We start from the raw sequence: 15792 nt of genomic DNA, 5'->3' as shown, positions 1-15792 counted from the left end.
CGCCGGCCGCACCAAGAAGGAGACCATCCGGCTGCTGAAACGGGCCATCGCCCGGGAGATGTTCCGCTGCCTGACCACCACGGTCACCATCCCAGACATCGCCGACCTGCGCCCCCTGCGACAGTCGAAGAACATCACCCTCACCACAGCGGCCCGCCACTTCGGCGTCTGGCCCGCCACGATCTCCACCCTCGAACGAGGAATCCGCCGTGACGACCACCTCGCCAACACCTACCGCGACTGGCTCACCGGCGCTTGACAGCCAATAGGAGCATCAGCGGCGATCACTCCCGGACGCGGGCGGAGGGGTGCAACGGGTTGGGGACCGTGCCGTGGATCGCCGCGTGCGGCCGGCTGGCGCGGTCCCGGTAGCCGTCGACGAGCAGGCGGTTGCGGTTCAGGCAGAGGCGCTCGATCTCAGGGGTGAGCATGTCGAACAGCTGGAACCGCTCCTTCAGCTCCGGGAAGCGGGCGTGGTGGCGGACTATCTCCGCCCGGACGAGTGACCAGAACGCGTCCTCGGAGACGCCGAGCTGCTCCTCGCACAGGGGGGAGAGATAGCGGAAGACGCCCACGAAGAGGCCGGAGTGGATGAACTGGGTGAGGAAGGACGGCTCCTCGGTGAGGAGGACCGCGCGCACCTCGTCGGGCATGCCGGCGTGCTCGGGCAGCGGATGGGCGCTGACGTTGACGTCGTCGACGAAGTCCTTGATGGCGAGCCGCACGGGCACGTCGTTCTCGTCGAACACGACGATGGCGTTCTCGCCGTGCGGGGAGAAGACGGTTCCGTAGCGGTAGAGGAAGTGCAGCAGGGGCGGCAGGAGCGCGGCGAAGAGCCGCTTCAGCCAGGCGTCCGGGGAGAGGCCGGAGCGCTCGACCAGCTCCGCGGTGAAGGCGCGGCCCGCCGGATCCGTATGGAGGAGGGAGGCGAGCGTGCGGGCGCGTTCGCCCGGCGCGAGGCGGGGCGGCAGGGGCTCCCGCCAGATCGCGCCGAGGATCTCCTTGTACTGGTAGGGCGCTCCGGGGAGGTAGTCGTACAGCGGGTGCTCGACGGCGACGGAGGCGACCTCGCCGAGGAGGACGACCCGGCAGGTGTCGCGCAGGAACGGGTCGCCCTCGCACAGTCCCTGGACCCAGGCGGTGACCGCGGGGGCGGCGAGGGTCCGCTCGGTCGGCAGGCCGCGCCAGACCAGGGTGTTGAGGATGGAGAGCGGGAGCTTCACGGTGTGCCGCTCGGGCCGTTCCACGTTCGCGAACGTGCGGATGGACTGCTGCGGCAGGCGGGCGTCCCCGTCGGTGTGCAGGGCCACGATGTCGCCGTCGGCGATGGCCGGGGCGAAGAGCGGCACGATCCACTCGTCCCACTGCCAGGGGTGTACGGGGAGGTAGAGGTAGTCCCGCGGGTCGTGTCCCCGGGCGCGCAGCACCTCGGCGAAGGCGTCCCGGACGTCCCCGTCGAGCTCGCCGGCGTACAGCTGCTCGGGGGTGCCGACGCGGCCCACTCCCCGGTACTGCGCGATGCGCGTGCTGACCGCGATCCACGGCAGCCGGAGCGGACTGCGGGTCTCGGGGGTGAAGCGGGCGGCGTCGGCGGCGGAGAAGCCGAGCCGCCCCTTGCTCGCCACCAGCCAGGGGTGGCCGGTCTGATGGCCCTCCAGCTCCGCGTAGTCGAGCGCGGCGAGCTGCTCGGCGGTGAGCGCGGTGTGGTCGAGCCGGGCGTCGGCGGACAGGGTCCGGGTCAGCTCGCGGATGAGGTGGCCCAGCGTCGTGCCGTCGAGCCCGAGGAGGGACCGGGCCCGGGTGAGGAACGTCAGCGGGTCGCGGAACGGCCGGGAGCCGGTGGCCGGGCCGTTGGGCCGCGCCTCGGCGCTCGCGGCTGCGGGTGAGCCGTTGGCGTGAGCGGCTGGCGGCCCCGCCGTGACCTCGATCGAGTCGGGGTCGACGCGCCAGCTGCCGTACACGCCGCGCCGGGCCGTGAAGGCGAGCGCTCCCCCGTCGTCGAGGGTCAGCCGGTGGCGTCCGCCGGTCCCGGGCTGCGGGACGGGCTCGATGATCTTCTCGTAGGCGAACTCGCCGAGCATCTTGGCGAGGAGCCGTGCGGCGGCCCGGTCCCAGATCTGTCGGTTCAGCTCCGGAGGGCTGAACAGCTGCGGGGACTCGGCTGATTCACGGCTCGCGGGATATATCGGCACGGGGACTCCTCCGGATGGAACCTATGAGGTTCGAGCGGTGTGGAAAGTGCGGCGAGTAAGTCACAGCTGGGCTCGGTGTGTTCGGTCGCGGATCATCAGCGCGGCGCGTTTGTCGGGGAGATCCACTTCGGCGGAGAAGCGGAAGCCGGCGCTGAGGAACGCGGATACGGAGGGGGTGTTGCGCAGGTCGGGCTCGGCGACGACCCGACCGCACCGCGGAAGGTTGTCCAGGACGAGGTCGGCGACGGCGCGGAGCAAGGCGGTGCCCACGCCCCGGCCGCGGTTGTTCACGCCCCCGATGAGGAGGTGGACACCGGTGTCGTGGGGGCGGGCGGGGTAGTGGCGGGCCAGGGGGTCGAGGTCGGCGCGGTAGATCTCCCAGTAGCTCATGGGTGTGGAGTCGAGCACTCCCAGGCACGGGATGCTGCGTCCGTCCCCTTCGAGCTGGGTCCTGAGGTGGTCGGCGGTGACGGACTCGGGTCCGGCGAGCTCCCAGAACGCCGCCACGGCAGGATCGTTCATCCAGCGGCTGACGACGGCGAGATCACGCTCCGGCCGGACGGGGACGAGGGCGAACTCTCCCGCCGCCGTGGTCGCGGGCGCCCAGGCCCCAGGGTCGCCCAGCAGCTCGTGGGCGACCCGGGCCCCCGCCGCCCCGGCGCTTCGCTCCTCGGCGATCAGGGCGAGGAGCTCCTCGGTGAGCTCCAGGTCGAGGGTGTCCTCGACGTCGGCGCTGCCGTCCGCGCGGCTGCCGGACCGTTGGGTGCCGGACCGTTCGACGGAGCCGTGGTCGGCCGGTACGGCGGCGGATTCCGCTGAGGGTTCGGCGGGAGGCACGGTGGCGCTCTCCTCTCTGGACCGGTGCGGTCGGTGGGCGTCTTGGGAGCGGGTGCGGCCGGAGTCCGCCCGGGGCGGTTGGTGCTCAGCTGTGCAGGGGGTTGGCGATGGTGACGTACACGGACTGGGTGTCGACCGGCCCGACCAGCTCGTCGAGGCCGTGGAGCCGGGTCAGCAGGTTGGCCTTGCAGCGCAGTTCGCGGTTCTCCAGGAGATACGCGGGCAGGGGGGAGCCCAGTTCCGCGGTCTCGGTGAGGAATCGGCGCAGGACGGTGAGGAGTTCCTGTTCGTCGCCCAGGCGCTGGGCGCCGAACGCCCCGATCAGGCCGAGGACGTTGTTGATGCCGAGGTAGTAGGCGAACCGTTCGTCGGTGACCGGGTCGGAGACGAACGTGTCGCTGACGGCGCCGATGCCGGGGAGCCGCTGTTCCAGCTCGTCCCGGCGGGAGTCGCGGAAGTAGTAGCCCTGGTTGTCCCGGTAACGGCCGCCGACGGGCCAGCCGTCCGGATCGAGGAGGACGAGGGTGTTCTGCTGGTGGGCTTCGAGGGCGACTCCGCCATGGGCGTCGAGCCAGAGGACGGGGCGCACGACGTGGTGCAGATAGCGGCGGAACCATTCGGTGGAGACGGCGTCGACGCCGCGGCCGGTGCGGGCGGCCAGGCCGGAGACGACCTCGGCGAGCCGGGAGCGCATGCCGGGCCGGCCGGGCCGGGGGCGCTGCGCGGTGAGTCCCGCGATGCAGGCGGCGTCGTCGCCCGGGCCGAAGGGGTTGTGGCGGAGCATGACGTCGAGCCCCAGGACGGATGCGCCCTCGGGGTCGTCGACGGCGAGCCAGGCGGGGTCCCGGACGACGTCGAAGCCGGGGTGCTCCCGCTGCCAGCGCTCGGCGAGTCCGGTCGACAGGAGTCGGTGGACCTCGACGCCCCGGTGCAGCTCCTTGCGGAGGTTCTCCCGGCGTGAGTTGGTGATGCGCACGCCGAGGGAGAGCTTGAGCATCACCCGTGCGCCGGGGCGGTGCACGGTGCGGATGGAGGAGGTGGGGTGCCAGTGCTCGCCGTGGGGGCCGAGGTCGTGGAGCAGGCCGGTGTCGGCGAGGGCGCGGACCTGGGGGCGGTGGAGCAGATCGGCGGCCTGCCAGGGGTGCACGGGGACGGCGACGGTGCCGGGGGGCAGGCTCAGCCCGTCGGCGTGCGGGGCGAGCAGCTCCTCGGCGGTGGCCGGACCGCCCTCGGTCCAGGCGGAGTCGGTGGCGATCAGCGCCCGGTCGACGGCGAACCAGTGGAGCGGGAAGGACCCGTGGAGCTCGGGCGAATAGCGACGGGACTCCGACTCGGAGAGGCCCTCGCGGCTCTTGGGCGTGGGGTGGAGGGGGTGGCCGAGCAGCAGGGACTGTTCGGCGGTGAGGAAGAGGTCCGCCTCGGCGGGGTCCGCCGGGTCGCGCCGCCGCTGGTCGATGAAGCCGGCGGTGTGGCGTACGGAGTCGGCGACCCGGGCGACCAGATCGCCCGCGCCGCTCTCGCCGCCCTCACGGCCGATGAGGACGGCGACGGTGGCGGCGTCGGCGTGCGGAGCACCGGCGGGGGCGGTCTCCAGGACGGGTGCGCCGAAGCGGTGGGCCCCGGTGGCCGACCAGTAGTGGACGGGGACGAGCAGGGCGGTACCGCTGGCGGGGAAGGCGATACGCAGGGTGTCGCCGCCGGGGCGGGGCAGGTCGCTCTCCCGGGTCCAGCACCGCAGGAGGCTCTCCGTGCCCGCCGCGTCGGCGGCCCGCAGCGGGTCAGGGTCGTCGAGGGCGTCGGTGCTCGGGCCCCGGCCCGCCCGGGCGCGGAGGTCCGGACCGGGCGGGTACACGGCGGGGTCGGGATCGCGCGGGGATTTCTGGCGGGGCACGGTCGTCGCCTCGACCGTGCCGGGGGCGGCCGGTCCGTCCTGCCCTCGGTGCTGGGGGGTGCCGTGGCCGTCGGCCTCGGACGCGGGGGTGGGGTTCACGACGTTCTTCCTTGTGGGGATTCCGGGTTCAGGTGGTCGGCCCGGCGGTGGTCCGACGGTGCGGGGAGCCTGTCGCGGCTGCCAGCGCGTCGGCGAGACGGTCGACGACGGCACTCGCCTGCTCGTCGGTGAGGGTGAGGGGCGGCAGGAGGCGGACCACGGCGTCGTGGCGGCCCCCCAGTTCGACGATGAGGCCGCGCCGCAGACATTCCTGCTGGACGGCGAGGGCGAGCGCCGGATCGGGCGGCGGGGCCGGGTGGTCGTCGCCTGCCTCGGCGGGCAGCGGCGCGCGCTCGGGATCCACCAGCTCCATGCCGATCATCAGTCCACGCCCCCGTACGTCACCGATTCCCGGGTGATGTACCCGCAGCTCCCTCAGACGGGCGAGCATCCAGGCCCCCAGGACCGCAGCGCGGTCCGCCAGTTGGTTCTCCCTGACGTACGCGAGCGTGGCCGCGCCCGCCGCCATGGCGAGCTGGTTGCCACGAAACGTACCCGCGTGGGCACCCGGCTGCCAAAGATCCAGTTCAGCGCGGTAGACGATCACTGCGAGGGGCAGGGAGCCGCCGATCGCCTTGGAGAGGACCATGACGTCGGGCATGACGCCGCTGTGCTCGACGGCCCAGAAGGCGCCGGTCCGGCCGACCCCGGTCTGCACCTCGTCGGCGATGAGGGGGATGGAGCGGTCCGCGGTGATCCCGCGCATGCGGCGCAGCCAGGAGTCGGGGGCGGGATTGACGCCGCCCTCGCCCTGGACCGGCTCCACGATCATTCCCGCGGGGGCCGGAACCCCGCCCTTGCGGTCGTCAAGCAGGTGTTCGGTCCAGCGGGCGGCGAGCGCCGCGCCGCGCTCGCCGCCGGTCCCGAACGGGCAGCGGTAGTCCTGCGGGAAGGGCAGCCGGGTCACCCGTACGTCGGTGGCGCCGCCGGAGGCCTCCAGGGCCCCGGCGGTCATGCCGTGGTAGGCGCCGGTGAAGGTCAGCAGGCCGGTGCGCCCGGTCGCGGCGCGGACCAGTTTGAACGCGGCCTCGACGGCGTCCGTACCGGCGGGGCCGCAGAACTGGATGCGGGCGTTGTCGGCGAACTCCCGCGGCAGGGTGGAGAACAGCTCGGTGGTGAAGGCGTCCTTGACCGGGGTGGCGAGGTCCAGCACGTGCAGGGGCGCGCCGGAGTCGATGACCTTCCGGATGGCTTCGAGCACGACGGGGTGGTTGTGCCCGAGGGCCAGCGTGCCGGCGCCCGACAGACAGTCGAGGTAGCGGCGTCCGTCCGCGCCCTCGATGGTGAGCCCGCGGGCGCGCACCGGGACGATCGGCAGGGACCGCGCGTAGGTGCGCGCCGCCGATTCGCGCAGGGTCTGGCGACGGAGAATGCCCTCGTGTGCGGAGGGCGGCGCCACCGGTGCGGGTTCGGTCACGGACACGGCTCTTGGTCCTCCTGCGGTAACAGTTGCGTTGCGCGTCGGTACGTTCTCGCGTGGACGCACCGAGGGCGTGAACGCTGTCCTGGTGTCCCCCGTACGTACCAACGACGCCGTCCACGATGGATCACGGGTGAATCGGAGCATCCTCGCGGCGACGGAACCGCGGACCTGCCGCGCACCGTCACCATCGGCACCGGCATAGTGGGGGCCGCACAACGGCGCGGAAGCACCTGCCCCGGCGCCCGAAGTGTCCGCAATGCAGCACGAGTACCGAGTGACGAAGTCCCAGGGGGATCACGAGATGCGACCCATTCGCCCGACCGATACCGCACGGCGCGGGAGGCGCGCACGGCGCATGCCCTCCACCGCGCTCGCCGCGACCGCCGTCGCCGCCGTACTGGCGCTCACCGCCACGGCGTGCGGTCCGGAGGAGGACAACGCGGGCGGTACGCCCAGCGCCTCGGCCGACCAGTCGTCCGACGGCAAGGTCGTCATCCCGGACGACCTCAAGAACCGTCTCAAGGAGCACGGGATCGACCCCGACAAGTGGCGGGACGGGGAGTGGAAGAACTGGGACAAGGACAAGTGGCTGCGTGAGGCCAAGGACTTCGTCAACCCGATCATCGACGGCCTGTGGGACCCGGACCGGATGCGGGAGGCCGACAAGCCCCCGGAGAACCCGGTCGACAACGACATCTCGGGCGACGACGGCGTGACGGACCCGACGCCGGCCCCGGTCCAGGCCGCCGGGGTCGCGACGCCGTACCACGGCAACGCCCCCGAGTCCGGGAAGCTGCTCTTCGACGGCCCGCAGGGCTCGATGGTCTGTTCCGCGACCGTGGTGAAGGACCCGGCGAACCCCGGCAAGTCCAACATGGTGTGGACCGCCGGGCACTGCGTGCACGCGGGCAAGAAGGGCGGTTGGTACCGCAACATCGCCTTCGTCCCGGCGTACAACAACGACGGCCTGTCGCTGGCCGAGCTGGAGACCGCGCCCAAGGAGAAGATCGCTCCTTACGGTGTGTGGTGGGGCCAGTGGGCCCAGACCTCCGAGCAGTGGATCGCCGAGGGCGCGGCCGTCGGCGGCCAGGGCGCCCCGTACGACTTCGCGGTGCTGCATGTGACGCCGGAGAAGGGCGCGGGCGGCAAGTCGCTGGAGGAGACGGTCGGTTCGGCGCTGCCGGTCGAGTTCAACGCTCCCGCCGTGCCGGAGATCGACGCCATGAAGGCCACGGGTTACCCGGCCGCGCCGCCGTTCGACGGTCAGAAGCTGCTCCAGTGCGAGGACAAGCCGGGTCGGCTCTCCGTCTTCCAGGACCAGCCCACGATGTACCGCATCGGCTGCACGATGACCGGCGGTTCCTCCGGCGGCGGCTGGGTCGCGGCCGGGCAGGACGGAAAGCCCGCCCTGGTCTCGAACACCTCGATCGGCCCGGTCACCGCGGGCTGGCTGGCCGGGCCCCGGCTCGGCAAGGAGGCCGAGGGCATCTACCGCGCGGTGAGCGAGAAATACGCGGGCCAGTAGGTCCCGGCCGGCGGCCGCACGGCGAAGGCCCGGCCCCCTCCCGGATCTCTCCGGAGGGGGCCGGGCCTTCGGCTTGTCGCGCGGTCACACGGCTGTCAGTGCGCGGCGGGGACGAAGGTCCCGAGCTCCGCGGCCAGCTCCTCGTGGACCTGGGCCTTGAGCAGGGTGCCCTCGGCGGTGTGCTCCTCGGAAAGCACCTCGCCCTCGGCGTGCACCCGGGAGACCAGAGCCCCCTGGATGTACGGCACGAGCACCTCGATCTCGACGGACGGCCGGGGCAGCTCGGCGTCGATGAGCGCGAGCAGCTCGTCGATTCCGGCGCCGGTCCTGGCCGAGACCGTGATGGCGTGCTTCTCGTTGCGCAGCAGCCGCTGGAGGACCAGGGGGTCCGCCGCGTCCGCCTTGTTGATCACGACGATCTCGCGCACGTCCACCGCGCCGACGTCCCGGATCACCTCGCGCACCGCGGCGAGCTGCTCCTCCGGCACCGGGTGGGACCCGTCCACCACGTGGAGGATGAGATCGGACTCGCCGACCTCCTCCATGGTGGAGCGGAACGCCTCGACCAGGTGGTGCGGCAGATGCCGGACGAACCCGACGGTGTCGGCCAGGGTGTAGATGCGGCCGCTTGGGGTCTCGGCCCGGCGGACGGTCGGGTCCAGAGTGGCGAACAGGGCGTTCTCCACCAGGACACCGGCCCCGGTCAGGCGGTTGAGCAGCGAGGACTTGCCCGCGTTGGTGTATCCGGCGATGGCGACGGAGGGCACCTTGTTGCGCTTGCGCTCCTGCCGCTTGATCTCGCGGCCGGTCTTCATCTCCGCGATCTCCCGGCGCATCTTCGCCATCTTCTCGCGGATCCGTCGCCGGTCCGTCTCGATCTTGGTCTCACCGGGACCACGGGTGGCCATGCCGCCACCGCCGCTGGAACCGCCGCCGCCCATCTGACGGGAGAGCGACTGACCCCAGCCGCGCAGGCGCGGCAGCATGTACTGCATCTGGGCCAGCGAGACCTGCGCCTTGCCCTCACGGGACTTGGCGTGCTGGGCGAAGATGTCGAGGATGAGGGCGGTCCGGTCGACCACCTTCACCTTGACGACGTCTTCCAGGTGGATCAGCTGGCCGGGGCTCAGCTCACCGTCGCAGACGACGGTGTCGGCACCGGATTCGAGCACCATGTCCCGCAGCTCCAGCGCCTTGCCCGAGCCGATGTAGGTGGCCGGGTCCGGCTTGTCGCGCCGCTGGTACACCGCGTCCAGCACCTGTGCGCCCGCCGTCTCGGCGAGTGCGGCGAGCTCCGCGAGGGAGATCTCCGCGTCACGCACCGTCCCCGAGGTCCAGACGCCGACCAGCACCACGCGCTCCAGGCGCAGCTGGCGGTACTCGACCTCGGTGACGTCCTCGAGTTCCGTGGAGAGACCGGCCACGCGTCGCAGCGCGGCACGCTCGGAGCGGTCCAGCTGATCGCCGTCCCGCGCTCCGTCGATCTCCTGGCTCCAGGCGACGTCCTCTTCCATCAGGGCGTCGGCCCGAAGGCTCTCGGTGAGGCTCTCGGTCGCGTTCTCCGTGGCGCTCTGCGCGTCCTGCGCGTCCTGGGGAAGGGAAGAAGAGGAGGTCATTGGATCCTTACGTCGATAGAAGTCGTTACGTCAGTCACAACGTGTGATCTTCCCGGATGATTCCCTGCCGGGAACTCCGGTGCGGTCCGCCGCGCCGACGCGTCGATAGTGGCACGGCCCCACCGGGCCCGTCACGCGGATTTCGCGCTGCTCCAGTCGGGGTGGCCGGGCATCGGCGGGGTCTTCTCGCCGTACAGCCAGCCGTCGAAGAAGGCGGACAGGTCCCGTCCCGCGATGCCGGACGCCAGCCGGGTGAAGTCCGCGGTGGTCGCCGTGGAGTCCCGGTGCACCCGGACCCAGGTGCGCTCCAGCCGGTCGAAGGCGGCCTCGCCGATCTCCTGGCGCAGGGCGTAGAGCACCAGCGCGCTGCCGTCGTACATGACGGGCCGGAACAGGCTGAGCTTCTGCCCCGGGGCCGGGCCGTCCGGATGCGCCGGAGGGCCGCCGTCCGCGCGCCAGCCGTCGGAGAGCTTGTATGCCTCACGCATCCGCCGTTCCAGGGCCCCGCCGCCGTTCTCCTCGGCGTACCGGGCCTCGTACCAACTGGCGTGTCCTTCGTTGAGCCACAGGTCGGACCAGCTCGCGGGCGAGACGCTGTCGCCGAACCACTGGTGGGCCAGCTCGTGGATCATCACCGAGTCGACGTACCACTCCGGGTAGCCGGGCTCGGTGAAGAAGGACTTCCCGAACAGCGACAGCGTCTGGGTCTCCAGGGCGAAGCCGATGGGGCTGTCGGCGACGAGCACCCCGTACGTCTCGAAGGGGTAGCGGCCGACCTGCCTCTCCATCCACTCCAGCTGGGCCGGGGTCTTCTTCAGCCAGGGCTCCAGCTTCTTCCGGTCGGCGGCCGGGACGACGTCGCGCACCGGCAGTCCGTGGGGGCCGGTGCGGTGCAGCACGGCGGAGCTCCCGATGGAGACCTGGGCCAGCTCGGTCGCCATGGGGTGCTCGGTGCGGTAGGCCCAGGTGGTCGTGGCTCCGCGCCGGGTCTTCCCCGCCGGCAGGCCGGCCGCGACCGCCGTCAGCTTCTCGGGGGCGGTGATCCGGAAGGTGAAGTACGCCTTGTCGGAGGGGTGGTCGTTGCCGGGGAAGACCCGGTGGGCGGCGTCGGCCTGGTTGGCCATGGCGAGGCCGTCGGCGGTGCGGACCCAGCCGCCGTCATCCCCGGACCCGCTCGGGTCGCTGGTGTGCCGGACGGTGATGTTCAGCGGTACGCCCGCGGGGAGGCGGCGGGGGGCCTGGACGACCAGGTCCTCGCGCTTGCTGCCGAAGTCGGCCGCCAGTCCGTTGACCTCGACCCCCTGGACGGTGCCCCGGGCGAAGTCGAGGTTGATCCGGTCCAGCGGGGCGGTGGTGCGGGCCCTGATCTTCGTGACGGCGTCCAGGGACTGGGTGTTGCGGCCGTGGTACGTGAAGGCGATGTCGTACGCGAGGACGTCGTATCCGGGGTTGCCCAGCTCGGGGAAGAGCCGGTCGCCGATGCCCAGGGGCTCGGGGGCGGGCAGGGTGGCGGCGACGAGGGTGGCCGAGGCGGTCGCCAGCAGGGCGGCGCGCAGGCGGCGGGAGAGGAGCGGCATGGACTACCGCTATCAGCGCATCGCCGCCCGGCCGGGGAGCCGCGCGCCGCGCCACTCGAACGAGAACGCGTCACCGGTGGGAGGAGCGGTTCCGCCGGCCGTGAGGCACCGCCTCGGGCCGGGATGCTTCCGGGTTTCCGGGCTTCCGGGGCTGCTCAGCCGACCGGGGGCCGCTGGTGAAGGTCCGGGCCAGTCGCTCAGCCGGCCGGGGCCGGTTGCTGGGCGCGGCTGACGTCGTAGACCCCGGCGACCTCGCGCATGGCTCGCATGAGGGCGGGAAGGCCCGCCGCGTCGGGGAGGTGGAGGGTGTAGGTGTGGCGGACGCGCTGTTCGCTGGGCGGTTCCACGGTGGCGGAGACGATCGCCGCCTCGGCGGTGGCGATGGCCTCGGTGAGGTCGGCGAGGAGCCGGGGGCGGCCGAAGGACTCGGCGACCAGGGTGACCCGGCAGCCCGCGCCGGATTCCCGGCCCTCCGCTTCGGCCCAGCGTGCTCCGACCGGGGCGCGGCCGATCTCCTGCATGGCGGCCACGGCGGGGCACTCGCGGCGGTGCACGGTGACCGTGCCGCCGCGGACGGTGAAGCCCGTCAGCTCGTCGGGGGGCACCGGCGTACAGCAGCCGGCGAGGCGCACCGGCGCGTCCGGCCCGTCGACGACGACGCCGGTGGCGCGGGGGCCGGACCGGGTGCGCGCCGACGCGGTGGCCTGGGCGTCGCGCTCCGGGGCCGCGGGCTCGGCCGGGCCGGGTCCGCCCGCCTCCACGGACGTCATCGTCGAGGGGGTGGGCTTCGCCTCGTCGGGGTGGTCGGTGAGCCAGCCGGTGATCGCGATCCGGGCGGTGGGGGTGCGCGCGTGGTCGAGCCAGTCGGGCGAGGGACCGGATGCGGTGTCCTGGGCGAGCAGCAGTTGCACGGTGTCGCCGTCGCTGAGGACGGTACTCAGGGTGGCGAGGCGGCCGTTGACCCGGGCCCCGATGGAGGTGTGCGCCCGGTCGCCGTACTGCGCGTAGGCGGCGTCGACGCAGCTGGCCCCGGCGGGCAGCCCGAGGGTGCCTCCGTCGGTGCGGAACACGGTGATCTCGCGGTCCTGGGCGAGATCGTCGCGCAGGGTGGTCCAGAAGGTGTCGGGGTCGGTGGCGGACTCCTGCCAGTCCAGCAGCCGGGAGAGCCAGCCGGGCCGGGTCGGGTCGGCGCGCTCGTCGGACGGCTCGCTCTGCGGGGTGGCGGCGTGGTCCTGGGCGTACGGGTTGCCCAGCGCGACCACGCCCGCCTCGGCGACCTTGTGCATCCGGTGCGTGCGGATGAGGACTTCGGCGACGGCGCCTCCGGGGCCGACGACCGCGGTGTGCAGCGACTGGTACAGGTTGAACTTGGGAGCGGCGATGAAGTCCTTGAAATCGGAGATCACCGGGGTGAAGCAGGTGTGCAGTTCGCCGAGGACGGCGTAGCAGTCGGCGTCCTCGGTGACGAGGACGAGCAGTCGGCCGAAGTCGGTGCCGCGCAGTTCGCCGCGTTTCCCGCGGACCCGGTGTACGGAGACGAAGTGGCGTGGCCTGATGAGGACTTCGGCGGTGATGCCCGCGTCGCGCAGGGTGCCCCGTACGTTGTCGGCGATGGTGTCGAGGGGGGCGTCCGGGCCTGCCGCGGCGGCGATCAGGGCGCGGGTGTCCTCGTACTCCTCGGGGTGCAGGATCGCGAAGACCAGGTCCTCCAGCTCGGTCTTGAGCGCCTGTACGCCGAGCCGTTCGGCGAGCGGGATGAGGACGTCCCGGGTGACCTTGGCGATCCTGGCCTGCTTCTCGGGGCGCATCACGCCGAGGGTGCGCATGTTGTGCAGCCGGTCCGCGAGCTTGATCGACATGACCCGGACGTCGTTGCCGGTGGCGACGAGCATCTTGCGGAAGGTCTCCGGTTCCGCGGCGGCGCCGTAGTCGACCTTCTCCAGCTTCGTCACCCCGTCGACGAGATAGCAGACCTCGTCGCCGAACTGCTCGCGTACCTGGTCGAGCGTCACTTCCGTGTCCTCGACGGTGTCGTGGAGCAGGGAGGCGGTGAGGGTGGTGGTCTCGGCGCCGAGCTCGGCGAGGATCAGGGTGACGGCCAGCGGATGCGTGATGTACGGCTCGCCGCTCTTGCGCGTCTGGCCGCGGTGCGAGGACTCCGCGAGGACGTAGGCCCGGCGCAGGACGGTCAGGTCGGCGTCGGGGTGGTGGGCGCGGTGCGCCTCGGCGACATGTCCGATGGCGTCGGGCAGCCGGTCGCGGGAGACCGGGCCCCGCAGTGCCACCCGGCCCAGTCTGCGCAGATCGATCCGGGGGCGGCTCCGCCTGCGTAGGGGAGCGCCTGGATCGGCGGCCTCTGCACTCATGGGCACCTCCGGCGACATCGACCGGCGCTGGGAAGGAGCGGATGCCCCTCGGGACCGGTGCTTGATGCTATCGACCCCACCACGTGGCGCAGTGCAGCTCTCGCCCAGCGTGAAACGGATCACCCATTCGAGCGAAGCTCGGGCTGGTCATCGTTTCGAGCGAGCCATTCCTCAGGAGGTTTCGAGCCAGACCGGGTCGATGACGCCCTCGGCGACGATCACCGCCGGTCCGGTCATGTCGATACCGCCGTCGGGGTGCTCGGTGATGACGAGGGTGCCGCCGGGGAGGTCCACCCGGTAGGTGGCGGGGAGGCCGGTCTCCGCGGGGTCGGCGCCGTCCCGGCGGGCGGTGGCGACGGCGACCGCGCAGGCGCCGGTGCCGCAGGAGCGGGTCTCGCCGGAGCCGCGCTCGTGGACGCGCATACCGACGTGGCGCGGGCCCCGGTCGACGACGAACTCGACGTTGACGCCGTCGGGGTAGACGGCGCCGGGGCTGACGGGCGGGGCGGTGAGCAGGTCGCCGGCGTGGTCGAGGTCGTCGACGAAGGCGACCGCGTGGGGGTTGCCCATGTTGACGTTGTGGGCGGGCCAGTTGCGGTCGCCGACGCTGACCGTGACGTTCTCCCCGGGCAGCAGGGCACGTCCCATGGAGACCGTGATGTCGCCGTTCTTCGCGAGGTGCACGCGCTTGGGGCCGCCCCGGGTGGCGACGGTGAGGTCGCCCTCCTCGACGAGGCCGGCGCGCTGGAGGTAGTGGGCGAAGACCCGCACGCCGTTGCCGCACATCTCGGCGATCGAGCCGTCCGCGTTGCGGTAGTCCATGAACCACTCGGCCGCGTCCGCCATGTCCCGGGCCTCGGGGTGTGCGGCGGACCGCACGACGTGCAGCAGGCCGTCCCCGCCGATGCCGGCCCGGCGGTCGCAGAGCCGGGCGACGACAGCGGCGGACAGCGTGAGGGCGTTGTCCGGGTCCGGGACGATCACGAAGTCGTTCTCGGTGCCGTGACCCTTGAGGAAGGCGATCTGCGAGGTGCTCACAGGCCAACTGTACGAGGCGGCGCCGACAACCCGCACGAGCGGACCCGGCGGCCGGGCCCGCGACCGGCACAGGACCCGGGCGGGCGGGCCCATGACCCGCGCGGGCGGGCCCGGCGCAGGGCAGGTCCTGCCGTCAGCGCAGTCGGGTGTCCCGCAGTCAGCGCAGTCGGTCCACGCGCCAGACGGCGAGCGCGACCAGGGCGGCGCCGGTCACCGCGTACAGCGCGATCACCCGCCAGTCGGGGCGGGCGCCGGAGCCGCGGGAGGGCAGGCCCGGCCAGGTGTGCCCGACGCGGCGGGCGGCCATCATGCCCCAGCCGGCCGCGCAGCAGCTGATCAGGAGCCCCAGCATGGCGACGATGGCGCCGCCGTCGCCGAACTCGAAGGCGAGAGGAAAGGCGAACATCAGCGAGCCGACCGCGGCCAGTATGACGATGGGGGCGAGCTGCCAGATCCGCAGCTTGCGGGTGGGCCGCAGCTCGACCTCGACCTCGGGGGTCACGTCCTGCTCGTCGGGCCCGTCAGGACTCAGCCGTCCCGCGGTCTCCCGCGGTGACGGCACGTCGTGCTCTGTGTCGCGCTGCTCCGTGTCGCGAGGGCCGGCCTCCATCGCCACGCGCCCTCCCAACTCGGACTCCACTGGTGGATCGATGCTCGATGATGGCACGATCACGGGCGCCGAATTGACAGGCGGAGCTTCCCGATGCCATCACGTGATCAGGCTGTTATGGCTCCGCTTTGGGGTTTATGCAGGTCAGGCTTCTGCTGCTGGTCAGCGAGTCAGCAAGAGGTCAGCAATAACCCCAGGTCAGCAACCGATTACGCGGTCACGACCGAACTCGGCGAAGGGGCCGCAACAATCATACGGAACCTGAGCACGGGCAACCTGACAATCGAGCGGATCTACCTGGTCACGAGCCTGCCGCCCGGCGCGGCCACCGGCAGCCAGCCCGCGGCCTGGATCCGCGGCCACTGGCGCATCGAGAACCAACCGCACCACGTCCGCGACCGCACCTTCCACGAGGACGCCTCGCACATCCGCACCCGCCACCCGCCCCGCGTCATGGCCGGCCTGCGCAACCTCGCCATCGGCGTCCACCGCCAGGACGGCCACACCAACATCGCCGCCGCCCTCCGCCACACCGCCCGAAACCACCTGCGGCCCCTCACCGCCCTCGGGCTGATATGACGAACCCGGGCACAAGGCCACTTCTCAAAGACCCTGAGG

12 protein-coding genes are annotated in these 15792 nt (G+C 72.3%); 3 read left to right on the top strand and 9 right to left on the bottom strand.

The window, feature by feature from the left end; all coding sequences use genetic code 11:
• On the top strand, positions 1-259 hold a 259-nt coding region (locus D581_RS0136305; protein ID WP_486585910.1), incomplete at its 5' end, for a hypothetical protein.
• A gap of 25 nt (positions 260-284) precedes the next feature.
• Here D581_RS0136305 and D581_RS0136300 read toward each other — a convergent pair.
• The 4 genes from D581_RS0136300 to D581_RS0136285 form a co-directional block, all read right to left on the bottom strand.
• The gene (locus tag D581_RS0136300) at positions 285-2192 is read right to left on the bottom strand and encodes an IucA/IucC family protein (RefSeq protein ID WP_018962001.1); all 1908 of its coding nucleotides are present in this window, start codon (positions 2190-2192) and stop codon (positions 285-287) included.
• Positions 2193-2252: 60 nt separating this feature from the next.
• Positions 2253-3029, bottom strand: a complete 777-nt coding sequence (locus D581_RS0136295; protein ID WP_018962000.1) for a GNAT family N-acetyltransferase — start codon at positions 3027-3029, stop codon at positions 2253-2255.
• Between the two features lie 85 nt (positions 3030-3114).
• Entirely contained in the window at positions 3115-5019 is a 1905-nt protein-coding gene (locus tag D581_RS0136290; RefSeq protein WP_018961999.1) for an IucA/IucC family protein, read from the bottom strand.
• Positions 5020-5047: 28 nt separating this feature from the next.
• Positions 5048-6442 (bottom strand): diaminobutyrate--2-oxoglutarate transaminase family protein, encoded by a 1395-nt coding sequence (locus D581_RS0136285; RefSeq protein WP_018961998.1) that lies wholly within the window; start codon positions 6440-6442, stop codon positions 5048-5050.
• Between the two features lie 355 nt (positions 6443-6797).
• Here D581_RS0136285 and D581_RS0136280 point away from each other — a divergent pair, with 355 nt between their 5' ends.
• Entirely contained in the window at positions 6798-7967 is a 1170-nt protein-coding gene (locus D581_RS0136280) for a trypsin-like serine peptidase (protein ID WP_018961997.1), read from the top strand.
• A gap of 95 nt (positions 7968-8062) precedes the next feature.
• Here the strand turns inward: D581_RS0136280 and hflX are convergent, their stop codons facing one another.
• From hflX to D581_RS0136255, 5 genes are all read right to left on the bottom strand, one after another.
• Positions 8063-9583, bottom strand: a complete 1521-nt coding sequence (hflX, locus tag D581_RS0136275) for a GTPase HflX (RefSeq protein ID WP_018961996.1) — start codon at positions 9581-9583, stop codon at positions 8063-8065.
• 131 nt (positions 9584-9714) lie between these two features.
• Positions 9715-11160, bottom strand: coding sequence for a M1 family metallopeptidase (locus D581_RS0136270; protein ID WP_018961995.1), 1446 nt, complete (start codon positions 11158-11160; stop codon positions 9715-9717).
• Between the two features lie 197 nt (positions 11161-11357).
• A complete protein-coding gene (locus D581_RS0136265; protein ID WP_026291231.1) occupies positions 11358-13526 on the bottom strand; it encodes a RelA/SpoT family protein in 2169 nt (722 codons plus the stop codon).
• Between the two features lie 171 nt (positions 13527-13697).
• Complete coding sequence (dapF, locus tag D581_RS0136260; RefSeq protein WP_026291230.1) at positions 13698-14564, bottom strand: diaminopimelate epimerase; 867 nt, start codon at positions 14562-14564, stop codon at positions 13698-13700.
• Between the two features lie 157 nt (positions 14565-14721).
• On the bottom strand, positions 14722-15174 hold the full coding sequence (locus tag D581_RS0136255; RefSeq protein ID WP_018961992.1) for a hypothetical protein: 453 nt from the start codon (positions 15172-15174) through the stop codon (positions 14722-14724).
• Positions 15175-15291: 117 nt separating this feature from the next.
• On the opposite strand from D581_RS0136255, the gene D581_RS01000000138345 reads away from it, so the two are divergent.
• Entirely contained in the window at positions 15292-15753 is a 462-nt protein-coding gene (locus D581_RS01000000138345) for a DDE transposase family protein (protein WP_018961991.1), read from the top strand.
• Positions 15754-15792 lie beyond the last annotated feature (39 nt).

This window comes from Streptomyces sp. CNB091 (assembly GCF_000377965.1).
Note: the sequence above shows the minus strand (reverse complement) of the source record. Positions and strands in the feature narration are given on the sequence as shown.

Bases quoted from the DNA above. Each gene is read 5' to 3' on its own strand.
- D581_RS0136270 (WP_018961995.1), bottom strand. From the start codon at position 11,160: ATGCCGCTCCTCTCCCGCCGCCTGCGCGCCGCCCTGCTGGCGACCGCC.
- D581_RS01000000138345 (WP_018961991.1), top strand. From the start codon at position 15,292: ATGGCTCCGCTTTGGGGTTTATGCAGGTCAGGCTTCTGCTGCTGGTCA.
- D581_RS0136265 (WP_026291231.1), bottom strand. From the start codon at position 13,526: ATGAGTGCAGAGGCCGCCGATCCAGGCGCTCCCCTACGCAGGCGGAGC.
- hflX (WP_018961996.1), bottom strand. From the start codon at position 9,583: ATGACCTCCTCTTCTTCCCTTCCCCAGGACGCGCAGGACGCGCAGAGC.
- D581_RS0136280 (WP_018961997.1), top strand. From the start codon at position 6,798: ATGCCCTCCACCGCGCTCGCCGCGACCGCCGTCGCCGCCGTACTGGCG.
- D581_RS0136255 (WP_018961992.1), bottom strand. From the start codon at position 15,174: ATGGAGGCCGGCCCTCGCGACACGGAGCAGCGCGACACAGAGCACGAC.